Annotated in this window: 20 protein-coding genes and 5 tRNA genes; 21 read left to right on the forward strand and 4 right to left on the reverse strand. The window is 42.6% G+C overall.

All coding sequences use genetic code 11. The annotated features are described in order from the left end of the window. Positions 1-6 precede the first annotated feature (6 nt). A complete protein-coding gene (gene gltX, locus WKT12_RS03950) occupies positions 7-1,524 on the forward strand; it encodes a glutamate--tRNA ligase (RefSeq protein WP_021969909.1) in 1,518 nt (505 codons plus the stop codon). Positions 1,525-1,533: 9 nt separating this feature from the next. Next, positions 1,534-2,757 carry a 3-deoxy-D-manno-octulosonic acid transferase gene (locus WKT12_RS03955; protein ID WP_340318851.1) on the forward strand — a complete coding sequence of 408 codons (1,224 nt, stop codon included), beginning with the start codon at positions 1,534-1,536 and terminating at the stop codon, positions 2,755-2,757. Positions 2,758-2,909: 152 nt separating this feature from the next. Here WKT12_RS03955 and WKT12_RS03960 read toward each other — a convergent pair whose 3' ends face one another. Continuing rightward, positions 2,910-5,195: an outer membrane beta-barrel family protein gene (locus WKT12_RS03960; RefSeq protein WP_340318852.1), complete on the reverse strand. Its 2,286-nt coding sequence runs from the start codon at positions 5,193-5,195 to the stop codon at positions 2,910-2,912. Between the two features lie 107 nt (positions 5,196-5,302). On the opposite strand from WKT12_RS03960, the gene WKT12_RS03965 reads away from it, so the two are divergent. Together WKT12_RS03965 and WKT12_RS03970 are read left to right on the forward strand one after the other, a co-directional pair. Next, positions 5,303-6,679: a sensor histidine kinase gene (locus WKT12_RS03965; protein WP_340318853.1), complete on the forward strand. Its 1,377-nt coding sequence runs from the start codon at positions 5,303-5,305 to the stop codon at positions 6,677-6,679. Between the two features lie 13 nt (positions 6,680-6,692). After that, on the forward strand, positions 6,693-7,406 hold the full coding sequence (locus WKT12_RS03970; protein WP_021970408.1) for a response regulator transcription factor: 714 nt from the start codon (positions 6,693-6,695) through the stop codon (positions 7,404-7,406). Between the two features lie 46 nt (positions 7,407-7,452). On the opposite strand, the gene WKT12_RS03975 is transcribed toward WKT12_RS03970, so the two are convergent. Then, positions 7,453-8,103, reverse strand: a complete 651-nt coding sequence (locus tag WKT12_RS03975) for a DUF1349 domain-containing protein (protein WP_021970407.1) — start codon at positions 8,101-8,103, stop codon at positions 7,453-7,455. Between the two features lie 111 nt (positions 8,104-8,214). On the opposite strand from WKT12_RS03975, the gene WKT12_RS03980 reads away from it, so the two are divergent. Together WKT12_RS03980 and WKT12_RS03985 are read left to right on the forward strand one after the other, a co-directional pair. Next, positions 8,215-8,967: a response regulator transcription factor gene (locus WKT12_RS03980; protein WP_340318854.1), complete on the forward strand. Its 753-nt coding sequence runs from the start codon at positions 8,215-8,217 to the stop codon at positions 8,965-8,967. Positions 8,968-9,231: 264 nt separating this feature from the next. Next, on the forward strand, positions 9,232-10,479 hold the full coding sequence (locus tag WKT12_RS03985) for a PepSY-like domain-containing protein (protein ID WP_340318855.1): 1,248 nt from the start codon (positions 9,232-9,234) through the stop codon (positions 10,477-10,479). A 53-nt stretch (positions 10,480-10,532) separates the two neighbouring features. Here the strand turns inward: WKT12_RS03985 and WKT12_RS03990 are convergent, their stop codons facing one another. Both WKT12_RS03990 and WKT12_RS03995 read right to left on the reverse strand, forming a co-directional pair. Continuing rightward, positions 10,533-11,072, reverse strand: coding sequence for a gamma carbonic anhydrase family protein (locus tag WKT12_RS03990; RefSeq protein WP_340318856.1), 540 nt, complete (start codon positions 11,070-11,072; stop codon positions 10,533-10,535). Between the two features lie 19 nt (positions 11,073-11,091). After that, complete coding sequence (locus tag WKT12_RS03995; protein ID WP_340318857.1) at positions 11,092-12,876, reverse strand: aminopeptidase P family protein; 1,785 nt, start codon at positions 12,874-12,876, stop codon at positions 11,092-11,094. A gap of 170 nt (positions 12,877-13,046) precedes the next feature. Here WKT12_RS03995 and rpsU point away from each other — a divergent pair, with 170 nt between their 5' ends. The 15 genes from rpsU (at position 13,047) to rplL (ending at position 19,329) form a co-directional block, all read left to right on the forward strand. Next, positions 13,047-13,238: a 30S ribosomal protein S21 gene (gene rpsU, locus WKT12_RS04000; RefSeq protein WP_021970402.1), complete on the forward strand. Its 192-nt coding sequence runs from the start codon at positions 13,047-13,049 to the stop codon at positions 13,236-13,238. A gap of 77 nt (positions 13,239-13,315) precedes the next feature. Further along, on the forward strand, positions 13,316-14,197 hold the full coding sequence (locus WKT12_RS04005; protein WP_340318858.1) for a tyrosine-type recombinase/integrase: 882 nt from the start codon (positions 13,316-13,318) through the stop codon (positions 14,195-14,197). Positions 14,198-14,214: 17 nt separating this feature from the next. Beyond that, the gene (gene hpf / locus WKT12_RS04010; protein ID WP_021970400.1) at positions 14,215-14,514 is read left to right on the forward strand and encodes a ribosome hibernation-promoting factor, HPF/YfiA family; all 300 of its coding nucleotides are present in this window, start codon (positions 14,215-14,217) and stop codon (positions 14,512-14,514) included. A gap of 91 nt (positions 14,515-14,605) precedes the next feature. Continuing rightward, positions 14,606-14,679, forward strand: a tRNA-Thr gene (locus WKT12_RS04015). Between the two features lie 50 nt (positions 14,680-14,729). Beyond that, positions 14,730-14,812, forward strand: a tRNA-Tyr gene (locus WKT12_RS04020). 8 nt (positions 14,813-14,820) lie between these two features. Continuing rightward, positions 14,821-14,893 (forward strand) — tRNA-Gly (locus WKT12_RS04025). A 17-nt stretch (positions 14,894-14,910) separates the two neighbouring features. Next, positions 14,911-14,982 (forward strand) — tRNA-Thr (locus tag WKT12_RS04030). Positions 14,983-15,031: 49 nt separating this feature from the next. Next, positions 15,032-16,225, forward strand: coding sequence for an elongation factor Tu (gene tuf / locus WKT12_RS04035; RefSeq protein WP_340318859.1), 1,194 nt, complete (start codon positions 15,032-15,034; stop codon positions 16,223-16,225). A 59-nt stretch (positions 16,226-16,284) separates the two neighbouring features. Beyond that, positions 16,285-16,357: transfer RNA gene (locus WKT12_RS04040), tRNA-Trp, on the forward strand. A 16-nt stretch (positions 16,358-16,373) separates the two neighbouring features. Further along, positions 16,374-16,568, forward strand: a complete 195-nt coding sequence (gene secE, locus WKT12_RS04045) for a preprotein translocase subunit SecE (protein WP_340318860.1) — start codon at positions 16,374-16,376, stop codon at positions 16,566-16,568. A 15-nt stretch (positions 16,569-16,583) separates the two neighbouring features. Beyond that, complete coding sequence (gene nusG, locus WKT12_RS04050; protein WP_340318861.1) at positions 16,584-17,126, forward strand: transcription termination/antitermination protein NusG; 543 nt, start codon at positions 16,584-16,586, stop codon at positions 17,124-17,126. Between the two features lie 59 nt (positions 17,127-17,185). Next, positions 17,186-17,629 carry a 50S ribosomal protein L11 gene (rplK, locus tag WKT12_RS04055; protein ID WP_008140170.1) on the forward strand — a complete coding sequence of 148 codons (444 nt, stop codon included), beginning with the start codon at positions 17,186-17,188 and terminating at the stop codon, positions 17,627-17,629. A gap of 16 nt (positions 17,630-17,645) precedes the next feature. Further along, entirely contained in the window at positions 17,646-18,344 is a 699-nt protein-coding gene (gene rplA / locus WKT12_RS04060; RefSeq protein ID WP_340318862.1) for a 50S ribosomal protein L1, read from the forward strand. A 15-nt stretch (positions 18,345-18,359) separates the two neighbouring features. Further along, complete coding sequence (gene rplJ, locus WKT12_RS04065) at positions 18,360-18,875, forward strand: 50S ribosomal protein L10 (protein ID WP_340318863.1); 516 nt, start codon at positions 18,360-18,362, stop codon at positions 18,873-18,875. A gap of 76 nt (positions 18,876-18,951) precedes the next feature. Beyond that, on the forward strand, positions 18,952-19,329 hold the full coding sequence (rplL, locus tag WKT12_RS04070; protein ID WP_007564160.1) for a 50S ribosomal protein L7/L12: 378 nt from the start codon (positions 18,952-18,954) through the stop codon (positions 19,327-19,329). Positions 19,330-19,425 lie beyond the last annotated feature (96 nt).

Consider the following 19,425-nt stretch of genomic DNA (forward strand, 5'->3'; position numbering starts at 1 on the left):
ACCACTATGGCAGAAAGAAAAGTAAGAGTTCGTTTTGCACCGAGTCCGACAGGTGCATTGCATATCGGTGGTGTGCGCACTGCCTTGTATAATTATCTGTTTGCGCGTCAGCACGGCGGAGATTTGATTTTCCGTATCGAAGATACTGATTCCAACCGTTTTGTTCCAGGGGCAGAGGAATATATTATCGAATCCTTCAAATGGTTGGGCATTAAGTTTGACGAAGGCGTAAGCTTCGGCGGAAATTATGGCCCGTACCGCCAGTCAGAACGTCGTGACATTTATAAGAAATATGTAAAGGTCTTGCTTGATAACGGTAAGGCTTATATCGCTTTCGATACCCCGGAGGAACTGGAAGCTAAGCGTAAGGAGGTTCCTAACTTTCAGTATGATGCTTCTACACGTAATTCAATGCGTAACTCACTCACGATGTCGAAGGAGGAAGTTGATAAACTGATTGCCGAAGGTACACAGTATGTAGTGCGTTTCAAAATAGAACCGAATGAGGATGTACATGTACACGACATCATTCGTGGAGAGGTCGTAATTAACTCTTCTATTCTGGATGATAAAGTGTTGTATAAGTCGGCCGACGAACTGCCCACCTATCATTTGGCTAACATCGTAGATGACCATTTGATGGAGGTTTCTCATGTAATTCGTGGTGAAGAATGGTTGCCTTCTGCTCCGTTGCATGTATTATTGTATCGTGCATTCGGCTGGGAAGACACAATGCCTGAATTTGCTCATCTGCCGTTGTTGCTGAAACCGGATGGAAACGGTAAGTTAAGTAAGCGTGATGGCGATCGTCTTGGCTTCCCGGTATTCCCGTTGGAATGGCATGATCCGAAGACAGGAGAAGTTTCTTCTGGCTATCGTGAGTCTGGATATTTGCCTGAAGCTGTCATCAACTTCTTGGCTTTGCTGGGATGGAATCCGGGAAATGATCAGGAAATTATGTCACTGGATGAATTGGTTAAGTTGTTCGACCTGCATCGTTGTAGCAAAGCGGGAGCTAAGTTCGATTATGAAAAAGGAAAATGGTTTAACCATGAATATATCTTGATGAAGAGTGATGAGGAAATTGCTGGTTTGTTTATGCCTATCCTGAAAGAACATGGCATCGAAGCTCCAATGGAAACAGTTGTAACTGTAGTTGGTTTGATGAAAGGCCGTGTCAGCTTCATTAAGGAATTGTGGGATACTTGCAAGTTCTTCTTTGTCGCTCCTACAGAATATGATGAGAAGACTGTAAAGAAACGCTGGAAGGAAGATTCTGCCGTTCGTATGACAGAACTGGCCGATTTGCTTGAATCACTCGATGATTTCTCTCTGGCTCATCAGGAAGAAGTGGTTATGAAGTGGATAGAAGACCACGGCTATCACATGGGAAATATTATGAATGCTTTCCGCCTTACGCTGGTGGGCGAAGGAAAAGGTCCTCATATGTTTGATATCTCGGCTGTATTAGGTAAGGAAGAAACTGTAAGACGTATGCGCCGTGCAGTAGAGGTACTCAAATAAGAAACAGAAATGATTTATAATTTCGTTATTGGCCTATATATAAGTGCAGTCCGTCTGGCTGCACTTTTTAATAAGAAAGTAGCCAAGATGGTGAAAGGTGAAAAAGAGTCTTTCGCTGTCTTGAAGCAACATATTGATCCGCAGGCTAAATATTTGTGGTTTCATGCAGCTTCATTGGGCGAGTTTGAGCAGGGGCGTCCGCTGATTGAACGGATTCGTCAGCAATATCCGCAGTATAAGATTCTGCAAACGTTCTTCTCTCCTTCGGGATATGAGGTACGTAAGGATTATAAAGGTGCGGATGTGGTATGTTATCTGCCGCTTGATTCTCCTCGGAATGTGAAAAAGTTTATCGATTTGGCTCATCCTTATATGGCTTTTTTCATCAAATATGAATTTTGGTGTAATTATTTAAGTGAGCTGAAGCGCCGTAATATTCCGGTATATAGCGTATCTTCTATTTTCCGTCCGAAGCAGATTTTTTTCCGTTGGTACGGGGGAAGTTACAAAAATGTATTGAAATGTTTCGACCATCTTTTTGTACAGAATGAAGAATCTGTCCGTCTGCTGAAAAGTATCGGCGTTACTCGTACCACAGTTGTGGGAGATACTCGTTTTGATCGGGTACTGGAAATATGTAGTCAGGCCAAGGAATTACCGCTGGTGGAAAGCTTTAAGGGTGGAAATCATAAGACATTTGTTGCCGGAAGTTCATGGGCACCGGATGAAGATATCTTCATCCCTTATTTTAATGAGCATCCGGAAATGAAACTTATCATTGCTCCTCATGTGATAGACGAGAGTCATTTACAGGAAATCATCGGAAAGCTGAAGCGTCCGGTAGTACGTTATACCCAAGCAACCGAAGAAAATGTTAAACAGGCCGACTGTCTGATTATAGATTGCTTTGGATTATTATCATCAATATACCGTTATGGAGAGATTTCGTATGTAGGAGGTGGCTTCGGTGTCAGCATCCACAATACGCTCGAAGCGGCTGTGTATGGTATTCCTGTCATCTTTGGACCGAACAATTATAAGTTCCTCGAGGCACAAGGGTTGAAGGCTTGTCGGGGAGGATTCGAAATTCAGGGCAAAGAAGACTTTGATCGCTTGATGGACAAGTTCCTTTCGGATGAGGCTTGTCTGCAGGAAGCAGGAAAGAATGCCGGCGGTTATGTACGTAATAATGCGGGGGCGCTGGAAAAGATAATGAATACAGTTTCTTTATAATAATGAGAGAAACAGGCATGCTGGTGAAGGATTCACGGGTATGCCTGTTTTTCTTTTATCCCTTTAGATAATTTTTTTTTTGATTGTTATTGCAGTGCTTGCCTATAACTTGGAAAGATTAGAGGACTTTCTCTGTTCGTCAAATAAATCTTTTAGTGCTTGAAACGAGAAAGGTCTACATCCTTCACTTCCTTTTTCTTAAATCCTCCAAATTTGTAGCTGAAAGATACGGTGTAGTTACGCATATAATTGCTCAGATGCATATCCAGATACTGATTTCCATTACGGACTTTCGTTGTCAGGTGGTTGCCTCCATTGAATAAATCATTTCCTTTGATCTGAATCATAGCTTTATCTCCTGCAAAGGTATAGCGAATGGCTGTATGGATGAATGCGGCAGGCTCTATGGTATAACTTCCTTGTATGGATTTGGATGTACCGGTCGCACTAATTTCCATCTTGATGTTGGGGCGCTTACAGAGTGTAAACGTATTAGTCCAGCTTCCTGCTATATTCCATATCCTACGGTCGAAAGGAGCATCATAATAGTTGCTTGCCTGTTGATGAAGTGAAGACAGACATATCATCAGCTGACTATTCCACCATTTTTTAGCCTTGAACGGGATAACGGAAGTAAAGGCAAACTCTTTTGAATAGTCCCAGTTCTGATAATTATATACAGCTTTCAGTCGGCTGGAATCGAGGTATATCATTTGCATGAAGTAATCTTTGATATAATCATAGCTGAGTTGGAAAATATACTTGCTCTTCAGGATGTATATTAAAGCGGCGGAGTAATCGGTATAAGGCTTGAGTGATGCATTCCCTGTCGATTCCTGATAGTTGTTAAGGTAACTGGTCGATCCGCTTAACGTCCAGTAGTCGGGATAAGTCTTGTTCGAGCTGAGCTCAAACTGGAAAAGGTGTGCGGATGAAAGAACATAACTTAAGTTCAAGGTCGGGTAGATTGCCCATTTTTTATAGCTCATCATTTGATAATATTCAATGGAAGCAGATGCATTCAGACTCCATTGAGTGCCAAAGCTCTTTTCGAAACCGGTATAAAGATTACAAGTATATTCGTCGACTCGGCTTTCTTTGTTCATTCCACTCATCGCAGCAAGATTATATCTTTGCGAATTACGGTTGTTTACATATGCAAAGGATGTTCCATAATTCAGTATCCACGCATTGGAAAGTGTATGGCTTTGGTCGACATATACTTTCCATCGGTTTATATATTGAGCCGTGTTGCTGAGAAAGGTCGTTTCCTGTCCGTTGGTTTCTATGCTGCGGAAAGACTGTTCCTCTTTATTCCTGAAATACGTGTAATCGATACCTCCTGTCAGACCGAAGCCGGAAGTATAGTTCAAAGCCACGTTATGCATCTGTTCTTCGGCAGGGGCATGGTTGAAGGTAGTCGAATGATTATCCGAAGAGGTAACCGATTGTCGTTTATCGGGATTAAGACTGGAAGTATAACTCAGCCCCAATTGGCTCTGTTCATTAAGCTTATAGTTCCCTCCAAACCGGAATGTATGTACCAGTTGCCGATTTTCTCCGTTAGTAGACTGGCTGATGTTATGTATTTCATGGTTCAAAGTGTGACGGGTAATCAGTTCATAACCTTGACGGTTGTAGCGATTGTTGAGATTGTACATAAAGTCTATATCCAGTTTGGGAGATAAATAAGCAAATGTCACGCCGCCTTCTTCTCCAGCTTTATCTGCCTGTACATAATTGCCGCTTATCTCTCCCTGTAATCCTCCTTCTCCCGGCTTATAACCTTTTAGTATTACATTGATTGCTGCACCGCGCACATGATATTGCGGGGGAGTATTATACATCACTTCCGCCCGTTCCACACGTGATGCTGGCATACTCTTTAATAATGTAACGAGCTGTTCGTAGTTCATAGATGTAGGCTTTCCGTTCAAGATAATATTAATAATTCCGGCTCCCGCCAGCGTCAACACACCATTTTGTTCCATTATTCCCGGCAGTTGTTTTAAAGCATCGTACACACTCGTCACCAGCTTATTGGCAGTGAGTTGAGGCATATCGTAAGTCAAGCGGCTGCCTTCTACCTTGACCAGCGGTCGTTCCCCTCGTACAACAACTTCATCCAGCGCATAGTCTTTAGCCTGTAGTACCGTGATACCTGCATCTTTTTCTTTGCCTTTTTTCTCTATTGTATGATATAATAGATGCTGAAAGATGAGCCGATAAGCTTCCGGCTGATGATTGAACACAAAGTTTCCGTCGGCATTCGAAATTGTTGCATCCACGAAAACTGAGTCGGAAGTCTGGAGAATGATTGTTGCACCGTCTACTGGCTGCTGTTCTGTGTCGACAACCTTACCCGAAACGGTTTGTGCCGTCAGGCTGCCTGAGCCTCCTGCCAGCAAGAAGATACTCATTAAAAAATAGATTTTCATATCAAATTGCATTGGGTTATTTTCTATATCTTTGACAGTGCGAAAGTAAAGGGCCCGACCGATTTTCTGGGTTAAGGGCAGGTTAATGTTACGTTAATACACGACTTATGGAGATAAAACATATCCGTTGGATTGCTGTGGTGGGACTTATTGCTATTGTTGAGCTGCAATACGTATGGCTTGTCAACACATATAAGCTGACCAAGGAAAGTATTCAGATGAAAGGGGAGGAACTGTTTCCCGAAGCAGCCTTACAGGAGGTTTTCCTGCGCGTGTCTAAGACAAAGAAAGACTCCACGGTTACAATGAACGTCAACTTTGATGCTGAGAAAGACATGGAAACTATGTCTACTCCAGGTCAATGGCTGATGAGTTATATGCATGTTTCGTTTCAGGAAATTGCTCTGAAAGATTTTAATCGTGATGTTTCGTTTATGGATTTGGATTCGATTTATGCGCACATGCTCGATTCGATTGGCTTTCCTGCTGCTGTTGCGTCGTGTATTGTCGACTCAACCGGCCGTATAATGAAGGCCTCCAGTCAACTGGATATACATGGCAAAGGCGTATTACGAACTTCTCCCTTGCCGATCAGTTTTGACGGAACTCGCTTTTTGCAAGGAGTTATCACCAATCCGTATCGGGTAATTTTCCAGCGGATGACGTTGCTTTTGCTTGCTACCGTGCTGATCATGGTCTTGGTTATAGCTTGTATCATTTATCAGATACGCATTATTCTCCGTCAGAACAAGATTGCCAAATTGCGTGAAGACTTCTCGTATGCCATGATTCATGATATGAAGACACCGCTGAGTTCCATTCTGATGGGTACACAGATACTTGAAACCGGAAAGCTGGATGCCCAGCCGGAAAAGAAAGCCCGTTATTTCCGGATATTGAGAGAAGAGGGAGAGCATTTACTCTCGCTGACAAACAAGGTGCTTACCCTCTCCAAACTGGAAAATCACCAGTTGAAGTTAGAAAAAGAAACGTGTAGCCTTCGTCCGATGCTGGAAGACCTTGCCGAGAAGTATAAGGCAAAAGCAGTGAAGCATATTGTCTATAAATGGAATTTGCAGGCAGATACCGTTTATGCGGATGAAGAGTTTTTGAAAGAAGCGCTCAGCAATCTGATTGACAATTCCGTGAAGTATTCGGGTGAGGAGGTTGAAATTACATTCTCGTCGGGAAAGTTTTCGAACGAATATTATATAAAGGTACACGATACGGGCTTCGGAATTCCCCTGAAAGACCAAAGTAAGATATTCGAAAAGTACGAACGTGCCTCGGCATCGGGCAGAAGCCGGTATGGAGGTCCGGCTGGCTTCGGGCTGGGACTGAATTATGTTTTGCGGGTAGCTGAAGCTCATGGTGGCAGGGTTACGCTGGAAAGTATCGAAGGAGAGTACAGCGAGTTTACTATCTATCTTCCAGTTGAAGAAGACATTACTGGAAAGACTTGCCCGAAGATTGACAATGAATAATAACAATGAAACGATGATACGATTATTGCTGGTAGAAGACGATGCCAATCTGTGCTACATCATACGTGGCGGACTGGAGGATATGATAGGTGGTTACGAGGTGATGACGGCCGACAATGGGGAAACCGGATTGAAAATATGGAAGGAAGCGCATCCCGATGTGATTGTTGCCGATATCGAAATGCCGGTGATGGATGGATACGAAATGGTAAGACGTATTCGTGAAACGGATGAAGTAACACCTATTCTGTTTACTTCCGGTCGTGTTTCTCCCAAGGATGTGGTGAAAGGTTATGAGCTGGGAGTGAATAATTATATCAAGAAACCTTTTCTTGCCGAGGAGTTGAATGCGCATATTCTTGCTTTGCTGAAGCTGACTAAAGGAATAAAGTCGACAAACGAAGAAGATAAATTCCATTTTGGCCAGTCCTTTATATTCGAAGCCGGACATGCCTTGCTGAAACAGTCGGGCGGGGAAGAACGGACGCTTACCGAACGTGAAGCTGCGTTACTGCGCCTTTTGTGTGAGAACAAGAATAGAGTTGTCAGGCGTGAGGCCATTTTAGATCGCTTATGGAATACAGATGACGATTATTTTGCTTCGCGTAGTCTGGATGTATTCGTTTCGCGCTTGCGAAAATTGCTGGCATCCGACAGTACGGTACAGTTGAAAACGATAAAAGGCGTAGGACTTATGTTGGAAGACAGCCCTGCGCCCGAAGAATAAATATAAGAATCCTGTTTTGATTTAAAGCGATAAGGCAGGATTCCTTTTATTCAGCATTTTTCTTCAGCCATTCCATTCTTCGCTGGTCGGGAAGGTGGGTTACTTTGAAGTGCTCGAATTTCACGTTGAATCCTTCGCCGTCGGGACAAGCACCCATCAGACCAACCTGAACAGGTGTATTGTCTTGCAACCACGCATTTCGCATCATCACGTAAGTCTTGTCGTCAAAAGAATAGAATACCTCTACGGCATCCAGTCGTCTGACAGCCTTTATCCAGATGTAAGGCACAGGCTTGTCGAGTGTAATGACACTCCAGTCGCTTGTATGGTGAGTGACAACCGTACTCAGATTGAATTTTCCGTCGACGAACTCAATACCGGTCTTAATGTAGTTTTCCTTGTCGATACGGAGCATCAGACCCGCCTGGTCGAAACGAACTTTATAGTCGCCGGTGATTTTTACCTTCACTTCAAATTCCCCTCCATAGGTTGTATAATAAAAAGGAGCATCATCTACAGTGAATCCGTAGTGAGAAATTCTCCAGTAGTCACTATGCGGAGTGACAGACATGCTTAAAGTGTTGTCTGTTATCTCCCAGTTTTCCGGTTCATTGAACCATTGCATTTTTTCCAGCGTCTGCGCCATCATGGCTTGTGTACTTATAAAAGTGAGAGCTGCTAAAAAGAGCTTTTTCATAAACTTGTAGATTTATAATGTGAAACTTTTTCTATTATTTTGCAAAAGTAGCTGTCCCTGCGGGAAGCATCAATACTGATAAATAACCAATTTTCTTTGTCCTTTGGCGCTATGAACATAAAGACAACACTAAATAATGAACTGCTTGCACAAGATTTTGGCACAGAAGCGGATCTGAACCTGTATTTGGCACGCTATAAGCAAATAGCTTTGGCATATGCCGAAGTCGAGAACTCGATAGCTGTCCTGAGTGATATGGACTCTAACCGGAGCTATATCTATTATGGAAAAGTGGGAGAGTCTTTGGGGATAGCCTTGCAAGGAGCGTATCATGTCATCAATTCAATTTGGGAAGAAGATATATTTAGCCGGATTCATCCCGATGATTTGCTGAAAAAGCATACCCGTGAATTGCGTTTCCTGCATTTTCTGAAAAATATTTCGGGAAAGCTGCGTAGTGATTATTACCTGGAAGAGTATCTCCGGATGCGCGATGGCGGGGGAAAGTATTACCTGGTTTTGCATCGAATGTTTTATGTGATAGCACAGGATTCCGGGAATATTTGTCTGGCTTTATGCCTTTATAATTTGGCCGACGGACCTTTACGGGGCAGCGGAATAGTAAATTCTGCTGACGGGAGCCGTATGGATATCGACACGTACGATTGCTCGGACTTGCTTTCGAAACGGGAAAAAGAAATTCTCTTGTTGATAGGAAAGGGAAAATCGAGTAAGGAGATAGCCGATGAACTGTCTGTCAGTATACATACCGTTAGTCGTCACAGGCAAAATATCTTGCAAAAACTACAGGTAAGTAATTCGGCTCAGGCTTTTGGTGTTGCGTGCGAATTGCATTTGTTGTAACTGTTTGCGAAAGGATATGGGGAAGATGGAGGAAAAATGTCGAGGTGTTGTATAATTTTTCTGCAGGAGTCTTTCTATTGTTTTGTACAAAACATCGGGAAATTTGTACAAAGTTTAAAATGTTTTGTACAAAAAGAGAATCACTTTTCATGGCCTTTTAGTGAGGAGGTGAGAGCCTTTTAAAAAATGTCGGCTTTTTAACAGAAAAAGTTAGCGGTTTCTCGTCTAAAATGCTTAACTTTAACGACTTAATTGTGCGAGCTTATGAAGAAGCTGTTCTGTTTATGCTATTTGACTCTCGTTTTAGGTGGAGTGCTTCCGTGGGTAACTTCCTGTTCGGGCGATGATGTGGAGGATACTGTATCTGTGCAAGAGGTTCCTTCCGATATATCGTTGTTTGTATCGGGACGTTTTTCCGGAGCTATGATTGAACGGATTTCACGGGTAAGCGAGGGGGATGCAGGATATCATGTTGTCCTGTCGAATAATGTAGAAGTAAATTTTACCAAGGATGGTGTCTGGACAAAAGTAAGTTTCCCTGATGCGGGAATGCAGATTTTCGCTCGTAAGTTTTTGGGGGAGATGTACGACTTTATGGAGGCAAAGTTTGGTGAAATTTCAGTTTCTGCTGTTTATGCAGTAAAGGAAGGCGTCAGTGCTGAACTGAGTGACGGCAGAAGAATGGTCTTCCAGCATGAAGGAAATCGTTGTCTGGGCTATGAGTATAGTGTTGAAACCGGGGAAGAGTATTTACCTGAGAAAGTGAAAGATTGTATTCAGCAAGCATTTCCGGATGGTACAGTTACTCGGATAATTCTGGGTTCGGAAGTCTTGGATGCTTCTATGCCGGCTTACCGGGTATGGGTCGACGATACTTATCTGTTTCTCTTTAATAAAGAGGGGGAGTGGACTTCGGTGAGCGGAGAGTTTGAGCGGGTTGCCGCTGGCAGAGGTGATGAAATGCTTTTCCCTGCATTGCCGCAGACGGTCTTTAGTCTGCTGCCTCAGAGGGTAATGGAGGAAGTCGGAAAATATGAACCGGGTGCACGGATTACTTCTGTCGTCCGTGATAAAAAAGATTATTATACCTTGCAGGTGCAGCCCGATAAGGCACTTTGCACATATGAGGGGAAGAAAACTTTTGTCATAAAGATAGATAAGGTTCAGGATTTTCTGGAAAACTATTTTACAGAAGTACATCAGTTGACCATATCGTGGAATCATGACTATAATCATCCGCTTGTTTCTGTTACTTTACCCAATGGATTCAGTTTCTTGTTTAATGGTAATTATAAGTGGTTGCGTATAAACGGAGGTGGACAGATATGGCCGGATTCAATGTTTCCATTGCTGCCTTCCGGCATTATCTCGTATTGGAAGAATACGGCGGCCGATGTTGGTATAACGGATGTGGACAGGAAGGATGGAAGTTATCATGTGTTGCTGATAGACGGTACCCGGTGGCTATTTAATGCTCACGGGGGATTTATGAAATATGAAACAGTAAAGTAAAAACAAACGGAGGGTAAAATAACTTTTATGTTAATTACCCTCCGTTTGTTTTTTTATAACTTGTCTGTATGTTCTTCATTTTCCTTAAACCAGGATGCGTACATCAGATAGCCGTTTGCTATCTTCTGGTTCAGTTCTTTACTTTGCTGCGGATCTACTTTCTTTATAAATTTGGCTGGAACACCGCCCCAAAGAGTATGAGGTTCGATGACTGTATTGGCTAAGACCAGTGCTCCGGCGGCTACAATAGCTCCTTCACCCACAACTGCATGGTCGAGCAGGGTAGACCCCATCCCGATCAGTGCATTGTCGTGTACGCAGGCTCCGTGCAGAGTGACGTTGTGTCCGATGGAAACGTCATTGCCGATTTCTACGGTCGACTTCTCGTAAAGTGTATGCAGGACTGTTCCGTCCTGAATATTTACGCGGTCGCCGATACGAATTGAGTTCACGTCTCCGCGTAATACGGCATTGAACCATATGCTGCAATCCCGTCCCATGACGACATCGCCTATAATCGTTGCATTGTCGGCGAGATAACAGTTCTCGCCAATTTGAGGAGTGAATCCTCTGACTGATTTAATTAGTGCCATATTATCTTGCTGTTTTATATTATTTACGTAAGCTGGATGTTGCATCTTTCAACCATTCCTGCTCGGGAGCCGTCAGCATAGGAGACAGTACTTCAAAAACATGTCGGTGATAGTCGTCGAGCCATGCCGTTTCTTCTTGTGTCAGCATGTCTGTACGAATGGCTTCTTTGTCTATCGGGCAGAGGGTGAGAGGTTCAAATTTATAAAAGGCGCCGAACTCTGTTTCACGGGACGGTACTACAAGCATTGTGTTTTCTGTCCGGATGCCGTAACGTCCGGATTTGTAGATTCCCGGTTCGTTGGTAATGGTCATGCCGGGGCACAAAGGAGTCGGTACATGGTTCATTCGAATCTGATGAGGCCCTTCGTGAACATTCAGGAAATGTCCTACACCATGCCCGGTACCGTGTCCGTAATTGATACCTGCTTTCCACATGAACTGTCGTGCCAGCACGTCGAGTTGTGTACCGCAGGTGCCTTGAGGAAACTCGGCTCTTGACAAGGCAATAAATCCTTTCAGAACCAGTGTGTAGTCGGTTTTTTGTTCTTCGGAAACTTTACCTAAGGCGATGGTTCTTGTAATGTCAGTTGTTCCGTCCAGATATTGTGCTCCACTGTCGAGCAGAAGGAATCCTTCGGGTTGCAATGTTACATCTGTTTCAGGTGTTGCTTCATAATGTACGATAGCTCCATGCGCCTGATAGCCGGCAATCGTATCGAAACTGATGCCCTGAAAATACTCCTGCTCAGCTCGCAACTCATATAATTTACGGTCGACGGAAAGTTCGGTTTCCTTACCTTCTTTGACAGCCGCTTTCAGCCATTTCAGGAAGCGCACCATTGCTACGCCATCTCGTTTCATGGCTTGATGAAATCCCGCTATTTCTGTTGGATTTTTGATTGCTTTCAATAAGCGGACGGGGGAGGGGAGAATATCGACATGTGCAGAAGAAGCTGCTGCGCAATAAAGCGTATAGTTCGTTTCCGGTGAGAGTTGTATGCATTTCCCTGAGTAATGTAGCAGATCATTCTCTATTTCTGTGTAGTTCTTGGTACGCACTCCGTTTTGTTGGAGATAACAGCTGATTTCAGGGGTGAGCTTCTCGGGCAGGATATATAAGGTTGCGTCAGACCGAGTGATAAGCAGGTAGCTGATGAAGACCGGATTGCAATGCACATCGTTGCCTCGCATGTTTAAAGTCCAGGCTATTTCATCGAGGGCGGAAATCAAGATGCCGTCAGCTTGATTGTGCAAGATGTTTTCTCTGATTTGAGTCAGCTTGGCGGAACATGACACTCCGGCATATGTTTCTGGCAGGATAAACGGTACGTTGAGCGGCAGGGAGGGACGATCTTCCCATAACGTTTCGAACGGATCCTCTACGGAAACAAGTTCCAGGCCTTGAGAAACGAGTGATGCACGGAGGGTTTCGGTCTCGTCTGTCGCATTAACCCAACCATCTATGCCCACCTTTTCTCCTTTATGCAAGACATTTCCTAACCATTCTGCAATGGATGGTGTTTCGGGCAGCCTGTCTTTGAAGAGTTTGATGCCTGTTTCTTCTAACTGGTCGGCTGCTTGCAAAAAATATCTTGAGTCTGTCCAGAGCCCTCCCTCTTGACTCGTGATGACAACTGTTCCGGCCGAACCTGTAAATCCGGATATCCATTTACGTGATTCCCAGTGAGCCGGTACATATTCTCCAGAGTGCGGATCTGTGCTCGGCACAATAAAAGCCGATACTCCTTGTCGCACCATGAACGTGCGCAGTAAAGCGATTCTTTTTCTTATCTCTTCTTTCATATAAAAATACGTTTTGTCAAAGACTTACTATAAAAAGCAAAGGTACGATTTCTAAGGTATTTTCGATAAAATCTATTGGAAAGTTTTGTAAATAAAGAAAGTATGTGTAATTTTGCGCCGCAATTCGACTATCGAATAATTTAATAACAACATACTTTAATTTTAAAAACATGATTGTAGTACCAGTAAAAGAAGGCGAAAACATTGAAAAAGCGCTGAAAAAATTCAAAAGAAAATTTGAAAAAACAGGTGTTGTAAAAGAACTGAGAAGCAGACAGCAGTATGACAAACCGTCTGTTTTGAAAAGACTGAAAATGGAACGTGCTATTTACGTTCAGAAAATGCACCAGGTAGAAGAATAATAATTCTGCAAAAACTTTGAATTATTGAATTCTTTTTCATAAATTCGTTGCTGAATAATTAAGGCGATGCTTTTTTTATGCTGAAAGAATCTTTTTTGAAATATCTTCGTTTTGAGAAAAACTATTCTGACGATACAATTGTTAGTTATGGTACGGATCTCTCGAAATTTGAAGAGTATTTTAAGGCGGTGGATGAAAATCTGGATTTTGCGGCAGTTGATGCGGATATCGTTCGTGGGTGGGTTCTCTCATTGATGGAGGGTGGCTGTACGGCAACTACTGTAAATCGGAAATTAAGTTCACTTCGTTCTTTTTATCGTTATTTGCTGCGTCAAGGCGTTGTTTCGGTTGATCCGTTGATGAAAGTGACGGGTCCGAAGAAAAAGAAGCCTTTGCCTGTTTTTGTAAAAGATGCTGATATGGCTCGTTTGCTGGATGATACGGCGTTTGATGCTGGGTTTGAAGGTGTTCGCGATCGCTTGATATTGGAAATGTTTTATGAAACGGGTATTCGACGTTCGGAACTAATAAACTTAACGGATGCGGATGTTGATTTGTATGCTAAGCAGATAAAGGTAACGGGAAAAAGAAATAAGCAACGTTTGATTCCTTTCGGTGATGAGCTGAAGGAGGATATAGAAGCTTATCTTTCTGCTAAAAAAGATTTTTTGCCAGATGGTGGGGAGGCATTTTTCGTGCGGAAGAACGGAAAAGCGTTGTATCCCTATCTGGTATATCTCTTAGTGAAACGTAATCTTTCGAAGGTCGTTTCGTTGAAAAAAAGAAGTCCGCATGTCTTGCGACATACTTTTGCAACCTCGATGCTGAATAATCATGCAGAACTGGAGGCGGTGAAAGAGTTGCTGGGGCATGAGAGCCTGACAACAACGGAGGTTTATACTCATACGACTTTTGAAGAGTTGAAAAAAGTTTATGAACAAGCTCATCCTAGAGCGTAAAGAAAAAGGAGGTATTTATGGAAGTAAGAATTCAATCAATTCATTTCGACGCATCTGAAAAATTGGAAGCTTTTATTCAGAAAAAAGCAGAGAAGCTCGAGAAGTTTTGCGATAATATAAAGAAAGTAGAGGTGTCTTTAAAAGTAGTAAAACCTGAAACAGCAATGAATAAGGAAGCTGGTGTACGCGTCTTGGCGCTGAATACAGAGTTTTACGCTGAAAAGGTAAGTGATACATTTGAAGAATCAATAGATGTGTGCATGGATGCACTATCTAAACAGCTGCTGAAATCGAAAGAAAAACAGCAGGGTAAATAAAAAAATCGCGAGAAATATTTTGTGATTAGAAAATTATATCTAACTTTGCAGCCGCTAAGTCGCGGAGATTGTGCGGCTGTAAAGTTAATTTGCCTCTTTAGCTCAGTTGGCCAGAGCACGTGATTTGTAATCTCGGGGTCGTTGGTTCGAATCCGACAAGAGGCTCAAAAGGAAGAAAAACACAGGTTAGAAACTGGTGTTCTTTGAAAGAAGTTGGGCAAATACCAGAGTGGCCAAATGGGGCAGACTGTAAATCTGCTGGCTTACGCCTTCGGTGGTTCGAATCCATCTTTGCCCACAAAAAATGCGGAAGTAGCTCAGTCGATAGAGCATTAGCCTTCCAAGCTGAGGGTCGCGGGTTTGAGTCCCGTCTTCCGCTCTTCTTTTTTCTTCTTTGCTGTTATAGCTCAGCGGTAGAGCACTTCCTTGGTAAGGAAGAGGTCCCGGGTTCAAGTCCCGGTAACAGCTCGTGATTTGTAAATAAAGCTGATTATTAATCAAAATAAATAGTAAAGCTATGGCTAAAGAGAAATTTGAACGCACCAAACCGCATGTGAACATTGGTACGATTGGTCACGTTGACCACGGTAAAACAACTTTGACTGCTGCTATCACTAAAGTATTGGCAGAAAGAGGTTTCACTAAAGCTGACGAAATCAAGTCTTTCGATCAGATCGATAACGCTCCGGAAGAAAAGGAACGTGGTATTACCATTAATACTTCTCACGTAGAATATGAAACTGCAAATCGTCACTATGCTCACGTAGACTGTCCGGGACACGCCGACTATGTAAAGAACATGGTTACTGGTGCTGCTCAGATGGATGGTGCGATCATCGTAGTTGCTGCAACTGATGGTCCGATGCCTCAGACTCGTGAACACATCCTGTTGGCTCGTCAGGTAAACGTACCGCGCTTGGTTGTATTCTTGAACAAGTGTGATATGGTTGACGATGAAGAAATGTTGGAACTGGTTGAAATGGAAATGCGTGAATTGCTTTCATTCTATGATTTCGACGGTGACAATACTCCTATCATCCGTGGTTCTGCACTGGGCGCTTTGAACGGTGTAAAAGAATGGGAAGATAAGATCATCGAACTGATGGACGCTGTAGATACTTGGATTCCTCTGCCTCCGCGTGATGTAGATAAACCATTCTTGATGCCGGTTGAAGACGTATTCTCAATCACTGGTCGTGGTACTGTTGCTACTGGTCGTATCGAAGCTGGTGTAATCAAGGTAGGTGACGAAGTTGAAATCCTGGGTCTTGGTGAAGACAAGAAATCAGTTGTAACTGGTGTTGAAATGTTCCGTAAATTGTTGGATCAGGGTGAAGCTGGTGATAACGTAGGTTTGTTGCTTCGTGGTATCGATAAGAACGAAATCAAACGTGGTATGATTCTGTGTCACCCGGGTCAGGTTAAAGCTCACTCTAAGTTCAAAGCTGAGGTTTATATCCTGAAGAAAGAAGAAGGTGGTCGTCACACTCCGTTCCACAACAAATATCGTCCTCAGTTCTATCTGCGTACTATGGACTGTACAGGTGAAATCACTTTGCCGGAAGGAACAGACATGGTAATGCCGGGTGATAACGTAACAATCACTGTTGAATTGATCTATCCGGTTGCATTGAATGTAGGTCTGCGTTTCGCTATCCGTGAAGGTGGTCGTACAGTAGGTGCTGGTCAGATTACTGAACTTCTTGACTAATACTAAAAGTCATTGAAATAAAGCTTATAGTTCCCGAAGCAAATTCGGGAACTATTTTTACGGGAATAGCTCAGTTGGTAGAGCATCGGTCTCCAAAACCGAGTGTCGGGAGTTCGAGCCTCTCTTCCCGTGCTAAATTGATAAGAATATGTTTAAAAAGATAACGAATTATTGTAAAGAATCTTATGACGAACTAGTCCATAAAGTATCGTGGCCTACTCGTTCAGAACTTTCAAGTAGTGCAGTGGTTGTTTTATATGCTTCCCTACTCATTGCACTCGTTGTTTGGCTTATGGATTCTGCCTTCCGCTTTATTATGGAAGACGTTATCTATCCGCACTAATAAACAGTAATAAGAATGTCTGAGATTGAAAAGAAATGGTACGTACTTCGTGCCGTGAGTGGTAAAGAAACCAAGGTTAAAGAGTATCTTGAAGCTGAAATGAGAAACAGCGATCTTGGTGAATATGTATCTCAGGTATTGATTCCTACCGAAAAAGTTTACCAGGTTCGCAATGGTAAAAAAATTGTGAAAGAGAGAACTTATCTCCCTGGTTATGTCTTGGTAGAAGCTGCGCTGGTTGGTGAAGTAGCTCATCATTTGAGAAACATCACGAATGTAATCGGCTTCTTGGGTGGACAGGAACATCCGGTTCCCTTAAGACAATCGGAAGTGAATCGTATACTGGGTACGGTAGATGAACTTCAGGAAGTAAGCGAGGATGCTAATATTCCTTATGCTGTAGGAGAAACAGTGAAAGTTAGTGTTGGTCCGTTCAGCGGATTCAGTGGTATCATTGAAGAAGTGAGTGCGGAAAAACGCAAGCTGAAAGTAATGGTCAAAATATTCGGGCGTAAAACTCCGCTTGAGTTAGGCTTTACGGATGTGGAAAAAGAATAATGCATTTTGTTACGTGTCGTTATTCTATTCGTTAATCACTTATATTAAAAATTAAAAAAATGGCTAAAGAAGTTGCTGGACTAATCAAATTACAGATTAAAGGAGGCGCTGCAAATCCATCACCTCCCGTTGGACCTGCTTTAGGTTCTAAGGGTATTAATATCATGGAGTTTTGCAAGCAATTCAACGCCAGAACCCAGGACAAGGCAGGTAAAGTATTACCTGTAATCATTACCTACTACACAGACAAGTCTTTCGATTTCGTAATTAAGACTCCTCCTGTAGCAATTCAGTTGCTCGAGGCTGCTAAAATCAAGAGTGGATCTGCTGAACCTAACCGTAAGAAAGTTGCAGAACTGACTTGGGATCAGATTCGTGCTATCGCTCAAGACAAATTGGTTGACTTGAACTGCTTTACTATCGAATCTGCTATGACAATGGTAGCAGGAACAGCTAGAAGTATGGGTATCGCTGTAAAAGGTGACTTCCCGGGTAATAACTAATTAACTTCAATTAATAATGGGTAAACTGACAAAAAATCAAAAGTTGGCTGCAGAAAAAATTGAAGCAGGGAAAGCATACTCACTGAAAGAAGCTGCTCAGCTGGTAAAGGATATTACTTTTACTAAGTTTGACGCTTCATTAGATATTGACGTACGTTTAGGTGTAGACCCTCGTAAGGCTAACCAGATGGTAAGAGGTGTTGTATCTCTTCCTCATGGTACAGGTAAGCAGGTTCGCGTGCTTGTTCTGTGTACACCGGATGCTGAAGCTGCTGCAAAAGAAGCTGGTGCTGACTATGTTGGTCTTGATGAATATATTGAAAAGATCAAAGGTGGATGGACTGATATTGATGTAATCATCACTATGCCGTCTATCATGGGTAAGATCGGTGCTCTGGGTCGTGTTCTTGGTCCTCGTGGATTAATGCCGAACCCGAAGAGTGGTACTGTAACTATGGATGTAGCTAAAGCTGTAAAGGAAGTTAAGCAAGGTAAGATTGACTTTAAAGTTGATAAGAGCGGTATCGTTCATACTTCAATCGGTAAAGTATCTTTCACTGCTGACCAGATCCGTGACAATGCGAAAGAATTTATCGCTACTATCATCAAACTGAAACCGACAACAGCTAAGGGTACTTATATTAAGAGTATTTATCTTTCAAGTACTATGAGTAAGGGTATTAAAATCGACCCTAAATCTGTAGAAGAAATCTAAAATTAAGGAGGAATCATGAGAAAGGAAGATAAAGGCGTAATTATCGGTCAGTTGGCTGATACCGTAAAGCAATACGGACATTTCTACTTGGTTGATACAACTGCAATGGATGCAGCTTCAACAAGTGAATTGCGTAGAAAATGTTTTAAGGCTGGTATCAAACTGGTAGTTGTGAAGAATTCTTTGCTTCACAAGGCTTTAATGAGCTTGGATGTTGATTATTCACCATTGTTTGATTCTTTGAAAGGTACAACTTCAGTAATGTTCTGCGAAACTGCGAACGCTCCTGCTAAGTTGTTGAAAGAATACAAAGACGGTGTTCCTGCATTGAAGGCTGCTTATGCAGAAGAAGGATTCTATGTAGGTGCTGATCAGCTCGAAGCTTTGGCAACAATCAAGAGCAAGAACGAAGTTATCGCAGACATCGTGGCATTGCTGCAGTCTCCTGCGAAGAATGTTATTTCTGCTCTTCAATCTGGTGGTAACACCATTCACGGAGTTCTTAAAACTTTGGGTGAACGTGCTGAATAATTGTTTCCCAAGTTTAAGACTAAACCAAAACAACTTTAATTATCAAATAGTAACAAACAATTAAATTCATACAAAAATGGCAGATTTGAAAGCTTTTGCAGAACAATTAGTTAACTTGACAGTAAAAGAAGTTAATGAACTTGCAACTATCCTTAAAGAAGAATATGGTATTGAACCTGCTGCTGCAGCTGTAGCTGTTGCTGCTGGTCCTGCTGCTGCTGGTGCAGCTGCTGCTGAAGAAAAAACTTCATTCGATGTAGTTTTGAAGAGCGCAGGTGCTGCTAAATTGCAGGTTGTTAAGGCCGTTAAAGAAGCTTGTGGTCTTGGCTTGAAAGAAGCAAAAGACTTGGTTGACGGTGCTCCTAGCACAGTAAAAGAAGGCTTGGCTAAAGACGAAGCTGAATCTTTGAAGAAAACTTTGGAAGAAGCTGGAGCTGAAGTTGAACTTAAATAAGATTATCCTGTAAATCAGGTAGTTCGGTTAAGAGTCCTCTGTAAAGGGGATTCTTAACCTTTTTGCGTCTATATTAAGTTACACAGGTTTCTATAC

The sequence above is a fragment of the Phocaeicola sp. HCN-6420 genome, from assembly GCF_037890145.1.
In the GTDB taxonomy this organism is placed as follows: Bacteria; Bacteroidota; Bacteroidia; order Bacteroidales; family Bacteroidaceae; genus Phocaeicola.